Origin of the sequence: Sphaerimonospora cavernae (assembly GCF_042435035.1) — a bacterium.
Lineage (GTDB): Bacteria > Actinomycetota > Actinomycetes > Streptosporangiales > Streptosporangiaceae > Sphaerimonospora > Sphaerimonospora cavernae.
This window is the reverse complement of sequence record NZ_JBHMQT010000058.1, coordinates 24,540-44,449: the sequence shown is the minus strand read 5'-3', so window position 1 is coordinate 44,449 and position 19,910 is coordinate 24,540. Positions and strand designations below refer to the sequence as shown.

The following is a 19,910-nucleotide window of genomic DNA, read 5'->3' as shown; positions in this document are numbered from 1 at the left end:
CTGGGAAGGCGCGAGCGGACCGGAGGTGAGGCCCTGGGAGGGCGCGAGCGGACCGGAGGTGAGGCCCTGGGAAGGCGCGAGCGGACCGGAGGTGAGGCCCTGGGAGGGCGCGGGTGAGCCGGAGGCGGAGCCCTGGGAGGGTGCTGAACCGCACCATTTCGCGTCGAGGCCCAGTGGCTTTCCGAGGCCGACGCGTCCCCTCGTGGTGGCGGCGGTCATTCTGGTGGCCGCCGTGCTCGGCGTGGTCGTGGTCAACCGCGTCGGGAGCCCCGCTGGAGCGGGGCTGACGTTGGCGGCGGGTGAGGGCCGCTCGGCCGACGCCGTGTTCACGGCGCCCGGCCTGCCCGGCAGCGGCTCGAGCCAGGTGCTCAACGCGATCGCCTCGGTCGGGTCGACGATCGTGGCGGCGGGCAGCGACACCACGGGCCCGGCCCCGAGGCCGCTGTTCCTGGTCTCCGTCGACGGCGGCAGGCGATGGGAACTGGGCAGGGTCGAGGGCTCTACCGCTGTCTCCGCTGGGGGATCGACGGTGAGCGCCGCCGGATATGAGCCGGCCACCGGGGCGGTCGGCCGCGTGGCCGGGGGCACCGGCGGGTGGCTGGCGGTGGGCACGGATGTCCCTGGCCGGGTGAGCGGGCCGCCCCCGGCCGAGCAGGCGGACCAGGAGGGCGAGGCCGGCCGGGGCGGCTGGGCGAACCCGGTGGCCGTCCGTGGAATGTGGGTCTCCTCCGACGGCAGATCCTGGACGGCCGTGGGCGCGGACCGGCTCGCCGCGTTCCGAGGTCAGGACAGGATCGTCGATGTGACGCGAACCGCGAGCGGCTTCCTCGCTGTCGGGGTCACCGTACTGGGCGATGGCACGGTCGGCCCCGTGGCCTGGGTGTCACCCGACGGCACGAACTGGACCAGGGTGGACCCCGACCGGATCGGCTCCGGGAACGGGGCGCGGGGGATCCGGGCGGTGGCCGCCAGGGGAGACCGGGTGGTGGCGCTGGCCGAACCGGGTTCGAACGGCACCCGGGGTGGTGATCGGGGTTCGGTCGTCCTTCGATCCGATGACGGCGGCCGCAGTTGGCTGCGCACGGCGGCGGCCCTCCCAGGCGTCCGCCCGGAGCCCGGGACGCTCACCGCGACGAAGAAGGGCTTCGTGCTCGTCCCGATCCGGCAGAGGTCGGCGTCCGGGGACGTACGGGTGCGCTGCTCGCGGGACGGCGTCCGCTGGAGCCGGTGCGGGACGATCGGGCGGCTGGGCCCGGACGGAACCGGGGTGCGGGGTCTCACCTCGTCGGCGGCCGGGGTCGCGGCCGTCACCGAGTACGCCTGGGAGAAGTACGCCGTCTACACCAGCAAGGACGGACGCGGCTGGACCAGACGTGCCGACCTGGGGGAGATCCCCGGCACGCTGCGCGGACTGGCCATCACCGACAAGGGTCTGCTGGTGGCGAGCGGGGACAAACGCGGCCCGGGTGACGTGGAGAACCTGCCCGTCCTGGTCGAGATCAAGAAGGGGAAGCCGGTCAGCGCCGTACGGCTCGAGGAGATCGCCGGGCTCGACCGGACGGTCAGGGACCCGGCGGACCTCGTGGCGGCCGGCGGCGTGTTCGTGGCGGTGGGCTCGGCGAACGGCGACGCGGCGATCTGGACGAGTGCCGACAACGGCGAGACCTGGACGGACGCCGGCTCTCCCGACCTGCTCGGCGGCCCCGGACGGCAGGCCCTGAGCGGAGTGGCCCACGGCCCGTACGGCTGGCTCGCGGTCGGTGGCACGATGACGGATCCGGCGGTGACCCGGCCGCTGCTGGTGACCTCTGCCGACGGCAGGTCATGGCACCCCGTCCCGATGCCTGAGGTCGCCGCCGGCCATTTCCTGCTCGCGCCACGTGTCGTGGCGGCGGGGCCGAAGGGATATGTGCTCGCGGGTGAGGATCACGGTTCGACCGGGGTGTTGCCCGCCCTGTGGTTCAGCCCCGACCTCAAGCGGTTCGCACGCGTGCCGCCCGAGAGGATGCCGGCCGGGGGCGCGGGAGTGCGCATCGCCGACGTCGCGGCGACGCCGTACGGGTTCGTCGCCGTGGGCGGGGCGGGTGCGGCCGACCGGGAAGCGGGCGTTGTCTGGGTCTCCCCGGACGGCCTCAACTGGACCTCCCGCGGCCGGGTGATCCCACCGGACGCCCGGTCGGCGGGGCTGCGTCACGTCGTGACCACCGCGGCCGGTGCTGTCGTGATGATCGGCGTTTCGGTGACCGGCGAGGGTGCCCGTCCGTTCTCCGCACTGTCCGACTGGAAGTCGGCTTCGGCTGAGGCGGCCGCCGAGGCCGGTGGCATGCGGTGGGAGTATGGCGCGATGCCGGCGGAGGCGGGAGCGAGCGTGCTCGACGTCACCGTCACTCGCTCGGGACTGGTGGCGGTCGGGGCGTACGGCTCGGCGGGCGAGGTCGACAGCACGGCGTGGATCTCCGGGGATGGCCGTGGATGGACCCGGGTGGCGGGTGACGGCCCGGGCGGGCCGGATGCCCAGACGCTCGGGGGGCCGGGGGCCCGGTGGTTCGGCATGGTCGCGGCGTCGGGTGACGCGGTGGTGGCCATCGGCAGGTCCGCCGCCGGTGATCACCTCACGGTCTGGCGCAGCCGGGTCATGACGGGAGATCAGTGACGCCCTGCTCCCTGCTGCCGTGGTCCCTGATGTCATAGTTTGGGGCGTCTTGCGACAAAATGCCCCATTCGTGGAGGGCCTCGAGGAGGCCATGTGTCAGCGGGAGCCGTACCAGATCGGTGGGCCGGCACCAGCGGGCGTCGGCGGCGTCGTCACCGGGGGAGAGCGGGGCCGGGGGATCCGCCGTCGCGACGTAGTCGTGGATCTCGTAGGTGACGCCACCGGGCCCGGGACGCTCGACGGCGCCGGCCCACCTGTCCACGGTGACATCGAGGCCGGTCTCCTCGCGAAGCTCACGGCGGACCGCCTCCGCGTCGGTCTCGCCCGGCTCGACCCTGCCGCCGGGCAGGGACCATCTGCCCTCGGCGGGCGGGCGCCCGCGGCGGATCAGCAGCAGCCGCCCGCTCTCGTCCACAACGATCGCCCCTACGCATCTGATGGACTGCACATGCCAAGATTACGACTAGATAACGGGAAATGCCTTGACGTTGGGCATGTCTCCGAAGCACCGTGAGTATTTGTGAGAGCCGTGCCTATCTGCCCGCGGTGCTTCGGGCCGCTGCACGAACCGAGCGTCTGGTCCAGTTCGTGGCGCTGCGCCGCGCATGGGGACGTCCTGCCGTTCCAGCCTCCCCGTCGCCCGTCGGAGGCCGCGGCCGACGCCATCCGGCAGGCCGCGCGGGTGCCCGTCTGGATTCCCTGGCCGCTGCCGGCGGGCTGGCTGGTCACCGGTTTCGCCGAGGTGGGAGACGAACGCAGCGGAGTGCGGGCGAGCGTGGTCGCCCTGACGGGGCCGTCGATCACCCCTGGCCCGGCGGACATGCTGGTCATCGCCGAGGAGCCCGGAGTGGGACTCGGCGCCACCTTCGCCGGGCTGCCCGGTCCCGACCCCGGGGTCGGCTTCGATGCCGGTCCACCGCACGCGAAGATCGACGTACGGGGCCACCCGGCGGCACTGTGGTGCGCGGGCGAGGTGCCGGAGGACAGGGCGGTGTACGTCGGGGAGGCGCTCGGCAACTGGCTGTGGACGATCGTCTGGCCCGCCGAGGTCGGCTGCTTCGTCGCGTTGGCGAACCTGACGCTCAGGGATCTGCGTGACCACGACCAGGCGCTCGATCTGCCGTTCGGCGCATTCTCCCCCCGCCTGGACGGTGACGCTCATTAGAACGCGAAGGAGATAGTAAGGTTCTGAGCCGTGACAGCGCGCATCGAACGAGTTGTGACCTCGGGCCCGGTGGAGATCGAGGGCGTCGAGCACAAGGTCGAGAACAACACCTGGATCATCGGTGACGACGACGAGGTGATCGTGATCGACCCCGCGCGGGACGCGGAGAAGATCCTCGAGAAGGTGGGCGACCGGGAGGTCCTCGCGGTCATCTGCACCCACGGCCTGCCGGACCACGTGGGCGGCGCCATCGAGACGGCCGCCAGGGACGAGGCGGTCATCGCGGTGCATCCCAAGGACAAGCGCCTGTGGCGGCAGACCTGGGAGGAGACCTGGCCCGACATCGAGATGGAGGACGAGGGCCTGTTCGCCGTCGCCGGTGTCGAACTGGAGGTCCTGACGACGCCCGGAGTGACCGCGGGTGGCGTGTCGCTCTACTGTGAGGAGCTGGGCGCGGTCTTCACCGGCAAGACGCTGCGCGCCGACGGCCCCGGCAAGCTCGGCGGGGAATATCCCGCGCTCGCGGACCAGCTCACCGCGATCGGTGAGCGGCTGTTCACGCTGGCGCACGAGACGCGCGTGCTGCCGGCGCATGGCGAGGAATGCCTGATCGGTGATCTCGAGCCGCAGTTCGACCAGTGGCTGTCGGGGTCGCTCGTCGGCACGGGCGAGGGCGAGGCTCAGATCGAGACGACGCCGCTCATGGACGGCAGGGGCGCGGCCGGCATCAAGCTGAACCTCGACGAGTAGCGGCGGCGGCACGACGGGCGGATCGGGCGGATCGGGCATGGAGCAACTCGGACTCGACGGCATGCCGAAGCGGCTTTACGCCTGCACGCCCTCGCGGCTGAACTCCTGGCTGGACTGCGCGCGCCGATATCGCTTCACCTACCTCGACCGGCCGGCGCCGTCCAAGGGGCCCGCCTGGGCGCACAACAGCCTGGGGGCGTCCGTCCACAACGCGCTGGCCGCGTGGTGGCGGGAGCCGTACGAACGGCGCACGCCGCTCATGGCGGCCATCCTCCTGACCAACGGCTGGATCGGCGAGGGCTTCCGGGACGAGGAGCAGTCGGCGTCATGGCGGGACCGGGCGCGGGAAATGGTGTCCGGGTACGCCTCGACGCTCGATCCCTCTGACGAGCCTGTCGGCGTCGAGCGTGTCGTCGCCACGCGGACGGCCGTCATCGCGGTCTCCGGCCGAGTCGACCGGCTCGACCGGCGGGGCGACGAACTGGTCGTGGTGGACTACAAGACCGGTCGGCGTCCGCTGACCACCGAGGACGCCAGGTCCTCGATCGCGCTGGCCATCTACGCGATCGCCTCGGCGCGCATGATGCACCGAACCTGCCGCCGGGTGGAGCTCCATCACGTTCCGACGGGCGCCGTCATCGAGTGGGAGCACACTGAGGAGTCGCTGAACCGCCACCTGCGCCGAGCCGAGGAGATCGCCCAGGAGGCGGCGGCGGCCGACGACGCCTACCGCGACTGGGCGGGTGGCCGCGGTGGCGGAGGCCGCCGGACGGATCGAGGTCCCGCTGCCGAGAAGCCGCTCCCACCTGAGATCGACGAGATGTTCCCGGCCCGGCCGGGACCGCTGTGCTCCTGGTGCGACTTCCGTCGGCACTGCCCCGAGGGCCAGGCCGCCACACCGGACCGCCTCCCCTGGGACGGTCTCGGCGACGGCTGACCTGGCGCCCAGGTCAGATGTGCTGCAACTGGAGCAGGCGGCTCTCCGCGGTGTTCCAGAACCGGATGAGCGCCGCCGCGGTCGTCTCGGGGGCCTCGACGGCGGGAGAATGGACCGCGCCCGGGACGACCACGCACTCGGCGTCGAGCCGGTGAGCCATCTCCGCCTGCAGGAGCGGCGACCAGCCGTCGTCGTGTTCGCCGTACAGGACCAGGACGTCCAGGTCGTGCCGGGCCAGCTCGGCGACGCGGTCGACCGCGTTCAGCACCTCCTCGGCCATCACACGGAGGCCGACGGGGTGATTGGCGAGCAGCCGCTTGCGCAGGAACGCCACGATCTCGTCGGGAACCCCCGCCCGGAGCGCCTCCGGCTCGAGCCGGTTGGCCCAGATGTAGTCGATGCCGTGCTCGGGCAGCTCGGCCAGCATCACCCGGCCGACTCGCTCCCGGGAACCGATGATGGCCGCCGGGCCCGAGCTCATCAGCGTGAGTGAGGCCGGTCGCGCCGTGCCGTCCAGAACGGCCTCCCGGGTCACCAGGCCGCCGAACGAGTGCCCGAGTAGGTGGACGGGCTCCCCCTGGCCGACCGTCTCGGCGATCGCGCCGATGTCGGCACCGAGGGCCGCGCAGGTGTACGCCCGCGGATCGTCGGGCCCCTGGGTTTCGTACTGCCCGCGCATGTCGATCGCGATGACCCTGCGACCCGCCTGGGCGAGTGTCTGCAGGACCGCGATGAAGTCCTCCTTGCTCCCGGTGAATCCCGGAACGAGTAAGGCGGGCCAGCGTTCGGCGACACCGCTGACGGGCCGGGCCTCCAGGGCGGCGAACGTGCCGACCGGAGTCTCGATCTGCCGTGTGCTGACGCCAGGGGGGAGAGCCAGGAATCGCGGCGTGCTCACGAAACCTCCTTCCCGTCAGGGACCCCTTCGACCGACGGGTCGGTGACCCGCGTCCTGGACCGTCTGCTGCAGACTCGCGCACTCACGTGGCATCACGATACCCAGAGAAGGTTGTACAGGCACCAGTGAAATCGCTGCGCCGGTTACGATCCGGCGCCCGCCATCCCGCACCCGCCTCCGTGGCCGACCACCTCGCAGCGGCCGGCCACGGTGCCGGTTGTTCGATGTGCCGGTTACCTCGTGCGGCGAGGCTGGGACCGGTTCGAACGCCGCCGTTGTTGCTGGTGCTGGATGCGCTCGGCCGCCGCTGAGGGCGCGAGATCGTCGTCATCGGTCGCCAGGTCGGGAGACTTGAACACCACGACGAACGGGCTCGGCGGGATGATCCGCTCCGGCTCGGGCCGCCGGGCCGGCAGCGGTTCGGCGATCGCGTCGTCGTCCGCCTCGATGTCGTCCGCCTCGATGTCGTCCGCCTCGATGTCGTCGGCCGCGTCCTCGTAGGTCGTGGCGACGGTCGGCGGAGCGTCCGACTCGGAGACGGCCGGCCCGATCTCGGCCAGCGCGTCGCTGAGCGCGGCCCCGTTGGCGCCCCTGCGGCTTCGCCTGCCCGCCGCCGGCTCCGCCGTCGCCCTGTCGTCCGAGTCGGAGGCCTCCGCGGTCGGCGCGGCCTGCTGCTCGACGGGATCGGCTGCCGTGTCCGCATCCTGCAGGCGGCCGCCGCGGGTGCGGCGGCGCTCCCGGGTGCGAGCGGGACGCTCACGGCGCTCCTCCCGTTCCGAGCGACCGCGCCGGTCCGCTCTGTCCCGGGAACGCGTACGGCCCGTCTCGCCGAGATCCTCGATCTCCTCGGCCTCCAGCCCGGCCCGGGATCGGCTGGCCCTGGGCAGAACGCCCTTGGTCCCCTCCGGGATGTCGAGATCGGTGTAGAGGTGGGGAGAACTGGAGTAGGTCTCCACCGGCTCCGCGAAGCTCAGCCCGAGCGCGTTGTTGATGACCTTCCAGCGGGTGAGCTCGGTCCATTCGATGAAGGTGACGGCCACGCCGGTGCGTCCCGCGCGGCCGGTACGGCCGATGCGGTGGACGTAGGTCTTGTCATCCTGGGGGCAGTCGTAGTTGACCACGTGGGTCACGTCGTCGATGTCGATGCCCCGTGCGGCGACGTCGGTCGCGACCAGTACGTTGATCTTGCCGTTGCGGAACGCGCGCAGCGCCTGCTCTCGCTGCCCCTGTCCGAGGTCGCCATGAACGGCCGCCACCGCGAACCCCTTGCCGCGCAACTGCTCGGAGACCATGTCGCAGGCCCGCTTCGTCTCGCAGAACACCATCGTCAGCCCGTTACCGGTGCTCTGGAGCAGCCGGGCGAGGATCTCGATCTTGTCCATACGGTGGGTGCGATAGACGAACTGCGTCGTCAACGTGGTGGGCTCGGCCTCGGCCGTGACGTTCTCCGCGCGCACGTTGGTGGGGCGGGTGAGGTAACGGCGTGACAGCGCGACGATCTCGCCGGGCATGGTGGCCGAGAACAGCATCGTCTGCCGCTTCTCGGGGACGATCTTGATGATGCGCTCGATGTCGGGGAGGAAGCCGAGGTCGAGCATCCGGTCGGCCTCGTCGAGGACGAGCATGGTCACCTGACCGAGGTCGAGGTGCTTCTGCTTGATCAGGTCGAGCAGCCGCCCAGGGGTGCCCACGATGACGTCGACGCCGCTCTTGAGCGCCTCGATCTGCGGCTCGTACGCCCGCCCGCCGTACACGGTGAGGATCCGCGAGCCGAGCTTGCCGGAGGCGAGGACGAGGTCCTCGGTCACCTGGAGGGCGAGCTCCCGGGTCGGCACCAGGACCAGGCCGCGAGGCTTCTTGCGGTTCTTCCTGGGCTTGCCGACCAACTGAAGCATGGGGACGCCGAAGGCATAGGTCTTGCCTGTGCCGGTTCGCGCCTGGCCGATGACGTCCTGACCGGCGAGTGCCAGCGGGAGCGCCATCTCCTGAATCGGGAATGGTGAAGTGATGCCCTCGGTCTCGAGCGCATCGGCGATCTCCGGGATGACTCCCAGGTCTCGGAACGTCGTTGTCAGCGTCGGCCTACCTAAATCGGTGCGAAGGCGACCCTCCGGGACATCCGGCCGGCAGATCGATCCCGGTCCGGGCCCTCACGGACGGTCACGCCCTCGTTGTCATCAGCGACCGCGACATCCAGCTTTCTGGGGACTCCAGAACACGGGCCTCAGACCGAGCTGTGTTCCCGAATCCGAGCCACACTCCAGATCGACACGCGCCCAGGGATGGACACAATGCGGTCGCACTTCCACGCGTCAGTGTACTCGATACCACAACCCCGAACCGATTTCCGTGCTTCCCGCCAGAAGTGCCCCCGGTGTCGCGGAGCCCGGGAGTCTCATGCCCTGGATCGGAACGGCTCGGCCGTACCCTGGCACCTATGACTGATTCCGCTCCCGCTCTCGGCGTCGTGGACCTTCTGGGTGTGCTGGCCTACGCCGAGCTCACCGCGTTCCTGCGCATGGCGGAGGACGCCGCGCTGCTGGCACCCAGTCTCAACGACAGGGCGGAGCTCGGCGACCTGGCGGCGATGGAGTACGGCCACTTCCGGATGCTCCGAGACCGACTGGCATCGCTCGGCGCTGATCCCGAGGAGTCGATGGCCCCGTTCGTCGACGCCATCGACGCATGGCATGCCCAGACGAAGCCGCGGGACTGGCACGAGGCGCTGGTGAAGGCATACGTCGGCACGGGTGTCGCGGGGGACTTCTACCGGGAGATCGCGAGGCGGGCGGAACCGGCGATTCGGGGCCTGGTCGACGAGGTGCTGGCAGACGAGGGCCGCTCGGAGTTCGCGGTCGAGCGGGTGCGTACGGCGATCGAGGCGGATCCCCGGCTGAGCGGACGTCTGGCGCTGTGGGCCCGCCGGATGGTGGGGGAGGCGCTGAGCCAGGGACAGCGGTTGGCGGCCGCCCGCCCTGAGCTCGCCGCGATGCTTGTCGGCGACGAGGGAGGCGAGGACCTGGCGGAGATCGGGCGGTTGTTCGCGCGGCTGACCGAGGAGCACGGCAAGCGGATGGCGGCCATCGGCCTCACCCCTGGGCCCTGAATTTCGGGTTTTTCCGTTTCCGGGGCGGTCCATCTCCTCATCGAGCGCCATGATGGCGCCGAACGGTTGTACCGTGCGAGTCATGAGGGCCTCGCGCCGCTACGGCAGTTCCTTGACAAGATGTGGGCCGAATCTCTGGACTTCGCGCGCTGTGCTGCGGAGAGGAAGCTTGGGGTGCCCGACCATCGGCCGTGGCCGGGACGACCCCCATCTGCCGGACCCGGTACGCCGCCCGCGCGGCTGCCGCTACCGGGATCGTCCGCAGTGCTCCGGCCCTTCAGCCCGGGGATGAAGCGGACACGACCTGGGACACGATCGGTTCGGACAGCACACCGGGGAGCCGTACCGGGAGGGGCCGTGATCTTCGCGCCCTCCCGCTCCCGCTCCCCGGATCCCGCTGGTCGAACGCGTCGAACGCGTCAGAGCGTGCCGCCGAAGCCGACGGCGCGTCGCTCGTCCTCGCCGATCTCGACGAATCCGAGTGAGGCCACGGGGACGACGACGCGGCGGCCCGTGGTGTCGGTGAGCGAGAAGATGCCCTTGTCGGAGGCGAGCGCCTTGCGGAGCTCCTCCTCGATCTGCTCGGCCGACAGGTCGGTCTCCACCACGAGTTCGCGGTGCACCGACTGAACGCCGATCTTGATTTCCATGGGGCTCCCCTTTCGCGCGGGCTCGTCCCTACCCATCGTCGTCTCCGGGGGCCGTGGCGAGCTCTGTGATCGCGTCAAGCGAACAGAAATCCTTCTCAACCGGGTACGGCCAGCCGGTACGGCCGGCCAGTACGGGCAGCCGGGTACGGGCAGCCGGGTACGGTCAGCCGGTCCGGGGGAAGCCGCTGATGCCGCGCCAGGCGAGCCGCGCCATGAGCTGGGTGGCCGCCTCCTTGGGGATCGAGCCCTGGCTGCCGAGCCAGTAACGCGCGCTGACCTCGGCCATGCCGACGAGACCGACGCCCAGCAGGTGGGCCTCGTCGCTGGAGCAGCCCGTGTCCTCCTGGATCACCTGGCTGATCGCCTCGGCGCTCTCGCGCAGCGAGCGCTCCATCCGCTGCCGTACAGGTGCGACGTTGCGCAGGTCGGATTCGAAGACCAGCCGGAACGCCTCGCCCTGACTCGACACGAAGTCGAAGAACGCACCGATCGCCGCTTGCACCCGCTGCTTGTTGTCCGTCGTGGAGGCCAGCGCCTCACGGCAGCGGGTGACCATGTCGTCGACATGCACGTCCAGCAGAGCCAGATAGAGCTCCAGCTTGCCCGGGAAGTGCTGGTACAACACCGGCTTGCTGACCCCGGCCCGCTCGGCGATCTCGTCCATGGCGGCCGCGTGGTAGCCGTTCTCCACGAACACTTCCTGCGCCGCGCTCAACAACTGGAGTCGGCGGGCCATCCGGGGCAGCCGGGTGCCCCGGGGCTTGGCGTCCGGGGTAGCGGTCACGGCAGTCTCCTAGTGAGGATGAGCATCGGGGGCTCGCCGGCCCCGGGGCCACATCCTACGCGCCGGTAAAGCGGCTCAGCGATAATCCTCGTCCTCGCCGAGGTCAACCGTACGCTCCTGCTCGGCCACGTCGGCCGGGTCGGCTTCGAACGGGACCCGATGGGGCCATCGGGGGTCCTCGGAGACTTTCACGAACTGGTACTGCTCGACGGCGTCCGCCTCCGGCGCCTCGGTCGAGATCTCCTCGACGATCTCCTCGAGGGGGTCCATTTCGGACATGTGTCCGCCTCCCGTTCCGAAGGGTCCCTTCTGCGGGATCCTCTGTGAAAGCACAGTTGTGAAAGCACAGTGCGACAGGTCCACCCTACGGCCCGGGTGCCCACGGAAGCGCGAGCTAAGCGTGCGCGTGGGCGAACAGGTCGCCGTGTTTCGCCACCCGATCGAGCACGTCGGGAGCGGTGAACACGAGGTCCTCCGGACTTTCGCATTCCTCGATCTCCTGCCAGGTCAGCGGAGTGGAGACGGTGGGGAGGCGGTCGGCGCGCATGGAGTAGGGCGCCACGGTGGTTTTCGCCGGGTTGTTCTGACTCCAGTCGATGAAGACCTTGCCCGGCCTGGCCTTCTTCGCCATCACGCTCGTGATTCCCAGGTCGCGGGACTCCAACTCCCGGGCCAGCGCCTTGGCGTAGTCGGATGTGCCGGCACCACGGTCCCACGGCACGTAGAGCTGCATGCCCTTCTTGCCACTGGTCTTGGGGAAGCTCTCCAGGCCGTCGTCGTACAGCGCCTCCCTCAGCAGCATGGCGACCCGGCAGCACTCGACGATCGTGGCGGGCGCGCCGGGGTCGAGGTCGAAGACGAGGGTGTCGGGCGGCAGCGCGCCGCCGTCCGCTGCGACCCGCCACATCGGGACGTGGACTTCCAGGGCCGCCAGGTTGGCGTAGTAGACCAGGGTCGCCAGATCGCCGATGACGGCGAATTCGATCTTCTCTCGGTTCTTGCCGCTGCCCGGCGCCGGCAGGGTCACGGTACGGACCCAGTCCGGCGTGTGCGCCGGCACGTTCTTCTCGAAGAAGAACTGGCCCTCGACGCCGTCGGGGAAACGCTTGACCGTGAGCGGGCGGTCCGAGATGTGCGGGATCATGTTCGCGGCGATCTTCGTGTAGTAGTCGATGACCTCGGCCTTCGTGAAGGCGGTGTCGGGATAGAGGACCTTGTCGAGATTGGTCAGCACCAGCTCCCGGTCGTCGACCCGCACCAGCACCTTCCGTTTCATCGCCTCATCGCCTCATCGCCTCGAAGCACCTCCGCCGGGGGCCTTCGGGGCATAGGACCGCCCGGGTACGGCACCCCCCTTTGTGGGTACCTGCCCATCTGGTGAGTCTGTTGAATCACGTATGGCGGTATTCGAACTCAGAGACGAGAATGTGGCTATGCGCAGCATCTGGAAGGGCGCCATCTCGTTCGGGTTGGTCACCATCCCCGTGAGGCTGTATTCGGCGACCGAGCAGAAGGACGTCACGTTCCACCAGGTGCACCAGGCGGACGGCGGGCGGATCAAGTACAAGCGGGTCTGCTCCCTGGATGGTGAAGAGGTTCCGTACTCGGACATCGCCAAGGGATACGAACTCGCCACCGGCGAGGTCGTCATGCTGACCGAGGACGACTTCGCCGAATTGCCGTTGACCACGTCCCGCCGGATCGACGTGCTGCAGTTCACCCCCGCCGAGCAGATCGACCCGATCTACTTCGCCAAGTCGTACTATCTCGAGCCGGAGGCCCAGGGGGCCAAGCCGTACGTGCTGCTGAGAGACGCGCTGGAGCGCTCCGGGCAGGTCGCGGTGGTGAAGGTGGCGTTGCGGCAGCGCGAGTCGCTGGCGACCCTGCGCGTACGCGACGGGGTCTTCGTCCTGGAGACGATGCTCTGGCCGGACGAGGTGCGCACGGCGGACTTCGCGTTTCTCGAGGAGGACGTGGAGGTCCGGCCCCAGGAGCTGAAGATGGCCGAGTCCCTGATCGAGACGATGGTCGCCGACTTCGACCCCGCCGAGCACCGGGACGCCTACCGCGAGGCGCTGCAGGAGGTCATCGAGGCGAAGGCGGCGGGCAAGGAGATCGTCGCTCCGGAGGCGCCCGCCGAGGGACGCCCGGCCGTCGACCTCATGGCCGCGCTGCGAGCCAGCGTCGAGGCCGCCAAGAAAGAACGCGAGGGTACGGCGGCCGCGAAGCGGAAGGCACCCTCCAAGAAGACCCCTGAGAAGGCCCGTGGCAAGGCCCCGGAGAGAGCCGCGGAGAAGGCCCCGGAGAGAGCCTCAGGGAAGTCCTCGGACAAGGCGGCTGCCAAGGTCGCGGGAGAAGAGAAGAAGCAGGAGAAGCGGAGGACGCGCCGCACGGCCTGACCGCGGTCGGCCGCCCCCGTTCTCCTCTGGCCCCGGTTCTCCACGCTCGCTTGGCTCCTTCCGCTGCTCGGAACCGCTCTGCTTCCGTGGTCTGGAGGGGCTTGGAACTGCTGAGGCTCCGGCGGCCGATGGCGCACCGGAGCCCGTTCACAGCGATTTCGACGATCTCGGTTTTCGACGATCCCGGTCGGTCCGGGACTGAGGGGCGGAATCCCGCGCCTCAGCCCGGACTACGGAGATCACCCCCCATACCGAGGATCAGTCGAAGTCATCGTCGCCGTCGAAGTCCACGACCGCGTCGGGACCGGCGAAGATGACGGCGTGCCGGTCGGTCTTCTGGAACCGGTGCCGGTCGATATGGGTGGGCCGCCAGTAGTTGAGGTTGGCGTTCTGGTTGCGGAGCTTGTTCTTGTTGCAGTTACGGCCGCGGCAGCCGTGGCCCCAGCCCCATCCCCCCCAGCCGTGGTAGGTGCTGACGCTGGCGGGTGTGGTGGCTGCGGCGGCGGTGGTCGCGGTGGTGGCGGCGAGGGTGAGGGTCCCGCCGGCCAGTGCCGTACTGATCGCCAAGCTCGTAACGACGTTTCGGAATTTGGGCATTGCGTTCCTCCTTGCAAGGATGGATCGCCCTGTTGGCGGCACTTCCACCGTTAGGGGAAATGTACGACGATGGGCTTTTTGTCCCTATCGTCCCGCGATGTCTAAATTGCCGAAGCGCCCGAGTGGCAAACCCGACCGGGTCATGTTTGAGGGGTTGTTGCACCTTCGTGACCACCCATAAAACGGTCATTACCCGCCCGTCATGTGCGGCCCGATCTCCTGGCTCTTCCCAGGGCGGCAGGCAGGTTTTTTGATGCGGTTTTCTTGGGCGCCTGTACGTTTCGAAATCCCCCGGTGAGGCAACGCGCGCGGCAACACGTGCGGCAACGCGCACGCGGCGGCTGTACCGGCCGTACGGCAAAGGCCGGATCAGGCGGGGAGGGGCCCTGGGGAACCGGGACGGGAACGTGTGCTCTGGGTGCGGCCCCGATGGTCGGCGGGCGGGGGTGGGGAGGTGGGGCGGGGATCCTGGGGGCGCTACCGGAGTGGGGGCGAGTCGGCCTGATCGGGGTGAACGGGCAGGGGCCCCGGCGAACCGTGTTCGCCGGGGCCCTGTTGTTCCTGAAGCGCGGACTCTATGTCCACGATGCGGACGAGGTCTCGAGGAGACCTGGGTCGTGTTTCAGATGGTGGATGACGAACCACTCAAGGGGCTTCGCCGGTTCCCATCTCTGTCGGCGCGATCAAGGACGAGCGACTCCGTCGGAGTCGGCGGGCTCAGTTCCCGTTGCGCTGCCTGAGCCGCTGCAGGGCGGTCTGCCGGTTGAAACTGTCGTTGACGTTGATGCTGTTGTCGTTGTTGCGGTTGCCGCCGTCGGCGAACAGCGCCCTCACGAACTCCCTGCGCAGCCTGTCCCTGGCGAAGCGGCCATCGACGAACCTCCCTTCGGCGAACCTCCCGGCGACACCGTCGTCCACGAACGCGCCGTCGGCGAAGCCGTCACCGCCGAAGTAGCCCTGGACGACGGCGGCGTTGGCGGCCGTGGCGCTCGTGATGGCACCCAGGGCCACGGCCCCACCGGCGAGGGTGGTGCCGACCGCCAGGCCCGCGATGATGTCACGGAATGTGGGCATCGTGTTTCCTCCTTGAAGGATCAATTGCCCCGATTTTTTGACATTTCCCAGAAATTAGGAAATGTGAAGTGATGGTCATATGTGCGACCATCTCCTGCGCTATTTAGATTTCCTGTCCTGCTGAGTGATAAACGAGCATCTAAGCCATTTAGAGACTTATTGCCCCGCTATAGATCGTTTAGAGGACATATGTGTAGAATGTCCGTTTCTTTCGAATGGATGGAGGATCCGCCCGCGGTTCCTGGTTCTGGCAACCGGGTGCGAGTGGACCCGCCGGAGTCAGCGGGCTCAGTTCCCGTTGCGCTGCCTGAGCCGCTGCGGGGCGATCTGCCGGTTGAAGCTGTTGTTGACATTGACGCTGTTGTCGTTGTTGCGGTCCGCCCCCAGCAGCCTGTTGAAGCCGGCCAATCCGAGGCCGGGAGCGAAAGCCCCGTCGAGGCCGAAGAGGCCGAGGCCGTCGTCGAAGGCCCCCTGGACGACGGCGGCGTTGGCCGCGGTGGTGGTCGTGATGGCACCCAGGGCCACGGCCCCGCCGGCGAGGGTGGTGCCGACCGCCAGGCCCGCGATGATGTCACGGAAAGCAGGCATGTGTTTTCCTCCTCGAACGATTGGTTGCTCTGGATTTCGATGTTTGGTCTGAAGAGCGATTTATCCGTTCGCCGTTCCGCATATGGGAGTGCGTCCGGCGGGCGCACGGCAGCACCGCTGGAGTCGGAGCCGGTCCTACTCGTTGCGCTGGTTGAGCCGCTGCGGGGCGATCCGCTGGTTGAAGCTGTCGACGATGTTGACGGCGTTGCCGTTCGTGCGCGCGACGGGCACCACCGGTGCCAGACCGACGTTGCTCGCCGTGTTCGCGTTGAGGTTCCTCAAGAGGATGAGGTCCTCGAGGGCGCGGAGATCGCGGTAGTGCCCGTCGCCCTCGGCGAGGGCGAGGGCGAGTCCGTCGCCACCCGCCAACTGTTGCGGGACGACGGTGGCATTGGCCGCGGTGGTGGTCGTGATGGCGCCCAGGGCGACGATCCCGCCGGCGAGGGCGGTGCCGATCGTCAGACCCGTGATGACTTCACGGAATGTGGGCATGGTCTTTCCCCCTTGAAGGATCAATTGCCCGGCCTTCGACATTTCCCATAAGACGGGAAACATGGATCGATGGTCTGTCGTATGGCCTTATCATGCGACATATTGATTGCCTGCCCGGCGAGGGGATAAACGGCTATCTAGACCATTTGGTAACTTATTGCTCCAATATAGATCATTTAGGGGATATATGTCCCGAATGACCGAATTGTACGAATCGCTCCCCAGGCGTCCCGGGATTTCGAGAATACGGTCGAGGCTATCGGCCAAGGTGCGGATGAAGGGCCATCCCAGACCCTTTCGGGCACAGCAGAAGGGCTCCGGCGGATGTTTCCGCCGGAGCCCTTTCTTCTGTGCGGCGCGGCACCGAAGCCCAGCCCGTACCGTAGGCGTCTGTCAGGTCGCCGTAAGCCGCTGATCGGAAATCTCCTGCACTCTCGCCGGCGTAATAAATGCGGCCGGCATCTCGCGCTGACCGTGTCCTCCGGAGCCCTCCGCACGGGTTGATCTCGCGGTCGGTCCCGGAAGCCCATAAGACATCGGATCGGGTGGCCTCAGAAGCCGTAGTTGTTGTAGTTGTTGTTGTTGCGCCACCAGTTGTTGTTGTTCATCATGTTGTTGTTGTTCCACCACATGTTGTTCCGCCAGTTGCTGTTGCGGTTCGTCCGGTCCTGGAAGCCGATGGCGACACCCTTGGCGACGATGCCGAAGTTGGAGTTGTCGTCGTACCGGTCGTTCCACATGTTGTTGTTCCAGAAGTTGTTGTTGTTCCACCAGTTGTTGTTGTTGGTGTACATGTTGTTGTTGCAGGCGTTGATATAGCCGCCGCCGTAACCGCAACCGCCGTTGCCGCCGCCCATGCCGCCGCCGTTGCCGCCGCCGCCCCAGCCGCCGCCGCCCCAGCACATCGGCATGTATGTGGTGCCGCCGAACATGCCCGGGCCGCCCATGCCGCCGCCCATACCGCCGCCGCCGCCGCCGTTGCCGCCGCCCATGTTGCCGCCCCAGCCGCCCGTCATAACGGCGCCGCCGCAGCCGCCGAAGTTGCCGATGCCGCCATTGGCCGGGATCACGGTGGCGCTGGCGGCGGTGGCACCCAGGGCGAGGGCACCGCCTGTGATCGCTGTGCTCATGGCCAGCCCAGCGAGGATTTTCTTGAGAGCGGGCATTGCGTGTCCTCCTTGACAGGATTCGATTGCCCTTGATGTACGAGACATCTCTTCACATGTGAAGAGGAGAAATGTCCAAGTGGCCCCGGATGGGGCCATTTTCTACACTATCGTGATTACCTTCCCCGGCGAGCGATAAACGGGCATCTAACTCATTTAGCAACTTATTGCTCCAATATAGATCAATTAGATAATAAATGAGCAGAATGTCCATATTGTCCAAATCGCACCCGTGGGTTCGGAGCGGTCGCGACCGGACTCGGCTGAGGCGCCCAGGGCGGGGAGCCGTGGAAGTGGCGGTCGTGTTTTGAAGACCATGAGCAAGGGCTCCAGCGGAATGATCCGCCGGAGCCCTTTCCTCTACGCGGTGCGGTAACGAACGCCCGCGTCGATATCGAAGGCGTCTATCAGGACGCCGTGCGCCGATGTTCGGGTTTCTCCTGCGCTCTCGCCGGCGCGATCCGGCCGGCCGGCACCTCGTTCTGAGCCGCGGGCGTATTCGAGTTCGCCCCGTGCGATCTCAGGCCCCGAGGTCGATGCCGGAAGGCCGTCAGCCATGAGATCGACCGGCCCCGTCAATCGTCAGCGGTTGGGGAACTGGTTGTAGTGGTTGTTGTTGTTCCACCAGTTGTTGTTGTGGTTCATGTTGTTGTTGGTGTGCCACATGTTGTTGTTCCAGTTGTTGTCCCGGTTCGTCCGGTCCTGGAAGCCGATGGCGACGTCCTTGGCCGCGATGCCGAAGCCAGAGTTGTCGTTGAACCGGTCGTTCATCATGTTCTGGTTCCAGAAGTTGTTGTTGTTCCACCAGTTGTTGTTGTTGTTGAAGTTGTTCTGGTTGTTGTTCCAGAACGGGGTGTTGTTGCCGTTGTTGTTGTTGCCGTTGAAGAGCAACGGCGTGACGAAGGCACCACCGCCCAGGCCGCCGAGACCGGTGCCGAGACCGGTGCCGAGGCCACCGCCGAGACCGCCACCCGCCGGAATCACGGCGGCGCCTGCGGCGGTGACACCCAGGGCGAGGGCGCCGCCCGTGATTGCGGTGCTCATGGCCAGCCCAGCGAGGATCTTCTTGAGAACGGGCATTGCGTGTCCTCCTTGACAGGATTCGATTGCCCCCTGATTCGCAGAACATTTCCCGCCATAATGGAGAAATGTCCTCATGGCCCCCGATTGGACCATCTTCCTGCGCCTTCTTGATTTCCCGGGGCGTGATGTCGCAAACGAGGATCAGGTGCCTTTAGTCTGGTGTTATCAGTTTATAGACCGGCTTAGACTAATAATGCCTACTTTGTGGCGAGATGTCCGATTCTGTGAATGGGTCCTCCGCCTGTCCTCACCGGCACGCGATCGAGCGGGGCCGCCATAGGCCGCCCCGAGGCTGCTCATACGCCGCTCAGCGGCCGCCCAGAGACCGTCCTGTCAATCGGAGACGCCGGCGGGTGGCCGCGCAGGCCGACACGTGCCTTCCGGCGGCGTACAAGAGCCTGGGGCGTACACGACCGCCAAAGGCGGCAAGCGGTGGGTCGCGGACCCTCGCGGCGGGCGAAGGCGCACCGGGGGACGTGGCGGGTGCGGCAAGGAGGCGTGGAAAAGCGGCGGGAAACCGGGGAGGAGCCGGCGCGGCAAGGAAGAACGCAGAGGGGAGGGGGAACGGGAGGAGGGCGGAAGAGGAAATGACAGCGCCACGCGTGCCCATCCCCTCGGATGGGCACGCGTGGCGGAACAGAATCTATGGGCGATGCCGTGCCGCCGATTCGGCGAAGCACGGTGAGTATGAGTTCCCCCGGCCGGTACCGTGATGTTCGGATGGTCGAGGTTTCAGGGAGAGCCGGCCCACGGTGGGCGGGCCGGCTCTCCGCTCATGCCGGGCATCGTGGCACTGCGGGCGTGGTTACTCCGCCTCGGGTCCCTCCAGTTCTCCCCTTGTCCGCTGCAGCACGGGGCCGCGGTTCAGGACGTTGTTCTCCCGCACGGCGGGGTCGGCCTCCACCCGCTGACCCTGCAGCGGCTCGACGTCCGCGGCCTGGTGCTGCGCCGGCAGCACTGCCGTGCCCTGGTTGCGGCGCGGGTTGTTGAAGGAGTGCATCTGCTCGTACTGGTTGTTGTACGGCACCGCGTAAGAGTTGGACCACTGCGTGTTCCAAGGCATGGCCCCGGAGTGGTTCGCCGACTTCTGGAACGGCGTGAGGACGAGCGTGAAGTCACGCATCAGGAACTGGTCCTGGTTCTCCATCTGGCGGGTGTGCTGCCACTGCTTGTTCTTGTTCTTGTTCTTGTTCTTGTTCTTGCTCTTGCCCTTCTGGCCCTGGCCCTGCTTGTTGCGGTTCCCGTTGGCGTTCCGGTTGACGTTCACCGGGTAGTAGCGCGGCTTCGGCGCGGGGGGGATGTAGCCCCCCATGACGACCCCGGCGTTGGTCGCGACGGTCGGTGCGGCATTGGCCGCCGTGCTCGTCGCGGCGCTGATCGCGATTACCGCGCCCGTCATCGCCGTGCTGACGGCGAGAATGCCGCCGACGTTCCTCAACGTGGACATGAGACTTTTCCTCCTGATAAATGATTTCCATCCCGGTGATCGGCCGATTCCAAGTCCGCGAATTGGGGAGCGGCCCGAATCTGTCGGGACGTGCCCGCGGCGTGTGCCACAGCCGCGGATA

The 19,910-nt window shown here is 68.0% G+C and carries 20 protein-coding genes; 6 read left to right on the top strand and 14 right to left on the bottom strand.

Annotated elements, in window-relative coordinates; genetic code table 11:
* The first annotated feature begins 205 nt into the window (after positions 1-205).
* Positions 206-2,653 carry a hypothetical protein gene (locus ACFHYQ_RS26015; protein WP_394303771.1) on the top strand — a complete coding sequence of 816 codons (2,448 nt, stop codon included), beginning with the start codon at positions 206-208 and terminating at the stop codon, positions 2,651-2,653.
* Here ACFHYQ_RS26015 and ACFHYQ_RS26010 read toward each other — a convergent pair.
* Complete coding sequence (locus ACFHYQ_RS26010; protein WP_394303770.1) at positions 2,634-3,101, bottom strand: NUDIX hydrolase; 468 nt, start codon at positions 3,099-3,101, stop codon at positions 2,634-2,636. The genes ACFHYQ_RS26015 and ACFHYQ_RS26010 overlap by 20 nt on opposite strands.
* 72 nt (positions 3,102-3,173) lie before the next feature.
* Here ACFHYQ_RS26010 and ACFHYQ_RS26005 point away from each other — a divergent pair, with 72 nt between their 5' ends.
* Genes ACFHYQ_RS26005 through ACFHYQ_RS25995 form a run of 3 tightly spaced genes read left to right on the top strand, consistent with a single transcriptional unit; the run spans position 3,174 to position 5,505 of the window.
* Positions 3,174-3,818 (top strand): DUF6758 family protein, encoded by a 645-nt coding sequence (locus ACFHYQ_RS26005; RefSeq protein ID WP_394303769.1) that lies wholly within the window; start codon positions 3,174-3,176, stop codon positions 3,816-3,818.
* A 30-nt stretch (positions 3,819-3,848) separates the two neighbouring features.
* Positions 3,849-4,568, top strand: coding sequence for an MBL fold metallo-hydrolase (locus ACFHYQ_RS26000; protein ID WP_394303768.1), 720 nt, complete (start codon positions 3,849-3,851; stop codon positions 4,566-4,568).
* A 37-nt stretch (positions 4,569-4,605) separates the two neighbouring features.
* Positions 4,606-5,505 carry a RecB family exonuclease gene (locus ACFHYQ_RS25995; RefSeq protein ID WP_394303767.1) on the top strand — a complete coding sequence of 300 codons (900 nt, stop codon included), beginning with the start codon at positions 4,606-4,608 and terminating at the stop codon, positions 5,503-5,505.
* A gap of 13 nt (positions 5,506-5,518) precedes the next feature.
* Here ACFHYQ_RS25995 and ACFHYQ_RS25990 read toward each other — a convergent pair whose 3' ends face one another.
* Both ACFHYQ_RS25990 and ACFHYQ_RS25985 read right to left on the bottom strand, forming a co-directional pair.
* Entirely contained in the window at positions 5,519-6,403 is an 885-nt protein-coding gene (locus tag ACFHYQ_RS25990) for an alpha/beta fold hydrolase (protein WP_394303766.1), read from the bottom strand.
* A gap of 233 nt (positions 6,404-6,636) precedes the next feature.
* On the bottom strand, positions 6,637-8,385 hold the full coding sequence (locus tag ACFHYQ_RS25985) for a DEAD/DEAH box helicase (RefSeq protein ID WP_394303765.1): 1,749 nt from the start codon (positions 8,383-8,385) through the stop codon (positions 6,637-6,639).
* Positions 8,386-8,840: 455 nt separating this feature from the next.
* On the opposite strand from ACFHYQ_RS25985, the gene ACFHYQ_RS25980 reads away from it, so the two are divergent.
* Entirely contained in the window at positions 8,841-9,509 is a 669-nt protein-coding gene (locus tag ACFHYQ_RS25980) for a ferritin-like fold-containing protein (protein WP_394303764.1), read from the top strand.
* A gap of 419 nt (positions 9,510-9,928) precedes the next feature.
* Here the strand turns inward: ACFHYQ_RS25980 and ACFHYQ_RS25975 are convergent, their stop codons facing one another.
* The 4 genes from ACFHYQ_RS25975 to ligD all read right to left on the bottom strand — a co-directional run bounded on the left by ACFHYQ_RS25975 (position 9,929) and on the right by ligD (position 12,219).
* Positions 9,929-10,159, bottom strand: a complete 231-nt coding sequence (locus tag ACFHYQ_RS25975; RefSeq protein ID WP_394303763.1) for a DUF3107 domain-containing protein — start codon at positions 10,157-10,159, stop codon at positions 9,929-9,931.
* 163 nt (positions 10,160-10,322) lie between these two features.
* Positions 10,323-10,943, bottom strand: a complete 621-nt coding sequence (locus ACFHYQ_RS25970) for a TetR/AcrR family transcriptional regulator (RefSeq protein ID WP_394303762.1) — start codon at positions 10,941-10,943, stop codon at positions 10,323-10,325.
* 75 nt (positions 10,944-11,018) lie between these two features.
* Positions 11,019-11,222: an Rv3202a family protein gene (locus ACFHYQ_RS25965; RefSeq protein ID WP_394303761.1), complete on the bottom strand. Its 204-nt coding sequence runs from the start codon at positions 11,220-11,222 to the stop codon at positions 11,019-11,021.
* Positions 11,223-11,337: 115 nt separating this feature from the next.
* Entirely contained in the window at positions 11,338-12,219 is an 882-nt protein-coding gene (gene ligD / locus ACFHYQ_RS25960; protein WP_394303760.1) for a non-homologous end-joining DNA ligase, read from the bottom strand.
* A 157-nt stretch (positions 12,220-12,376) separates the two neighbouring features.
* Here ligD and ku point away from each other — a divergent pair, with 157 nt between their 5' ends.
* Positions 12,377-13,342, top strand: coding sequence for a non-homologous end joining protein Ku (ku, locus tag ACFHYQ_RS25955; protein ID WP_394303759.1), 966 nt, complete (start codon positions 12,377-12,379; stop codon positions 13,340-13,342).
* A 258-nt stretch (positions 13,343-13,600) separates the two neighbouring features.
* Here the strand turns inward: ku and ACFHYQ_RS25950 are convergent, their stop codons facing one another.
* From ACFHYQ_RS25950 to ACFHYQ_RS25920, 7 genes are all read right to left on the bottom strand, one after another.
* On the bottom strand, positions 13,601-13,939 hold the full coding sequence (locus tag ACFHYQ_RS25950; protein WP_394303758.1) for a hypothetical protein: 339 nt from the start codon (positions 13,937-13,939) through the stop codon (positions 13,601-13,603).
* A 717-nt stretch (positions 13,940-14,656) separates the two neighbouring features.
* Positions 14,657-15,013 carry a hypothetical protein gene (locus ACFHYQ_RS25945; protein ID WP_394303757.1) on the bottom strand — a complete coding sequence of 119 codons (357 nt, stop codon included), beginning with the start codon at positions 15,011-15,013 and terminating at the stop codon, positions 14,657-14,659.
* A gap of 288 nt (positions 15,014-15,301) precedes the next feature.
* Positions 15,302-15,601 carry a hypothetical protein gene (locus ACFHYQ_RS25940; protein ID WP_394303756.1) on the bottom strand — a complete coding sequence of 100 codons (300 nt, stop codon included), beginning with the start codon at positions 15,599-15,601 and terminating at the stop codon, positions 15,302-15,304.
* Between the two features lie 135 nt (positions 15,602-15,736).
* Positions 15,737-16,093, bottom strand: coding sequence for a hypothetical protein (locus ACFHYQ_RS25935; protein WP_394303755.1), 357 nt, complete (start codon positions 16,091-16,093; stop codon positions 15,737-15,739).
* Positions 16,094-16,644: 551 nt separating this feature from the next.
* Complete coding sequence (locus ACFHYQ_RS25930) at positions 16,645-17,259, bottom strand: hypothetical protein (protein ID WP_394303754.1); 615 nt, start codon at positions 17,257-17,259, stop codon at positions 16,645-16,647.
* A gap of 582 nt (positions 17,260-17,841) precedes the next feature.
* Entirely contained in the window at positions 17,842-18,339 is a 498-nt protein-coding gene (locus ACFHYQ_RS25925; RefSeq protein WP_394303753.1) for a hypothetical protein, read from the bottom strand.
* Positions 18,340-19,147: 808 nt separating this feature from the next.
* The gene (locus ACFHYQ_RS25920) at positions 19,148-19,789 is read right to left on the bottom strand and encodes a hypothetical protein (RefSeq protein ID WP_394303752.1); all 642 of its coding nucleotides are present in this window, start codon (positions 19,787-19,789) and stop codon (positions 19,148-19,150) included.
* Between the last annotated feature and the right edge of the window lie 121 nt (positions 19,790-19,910).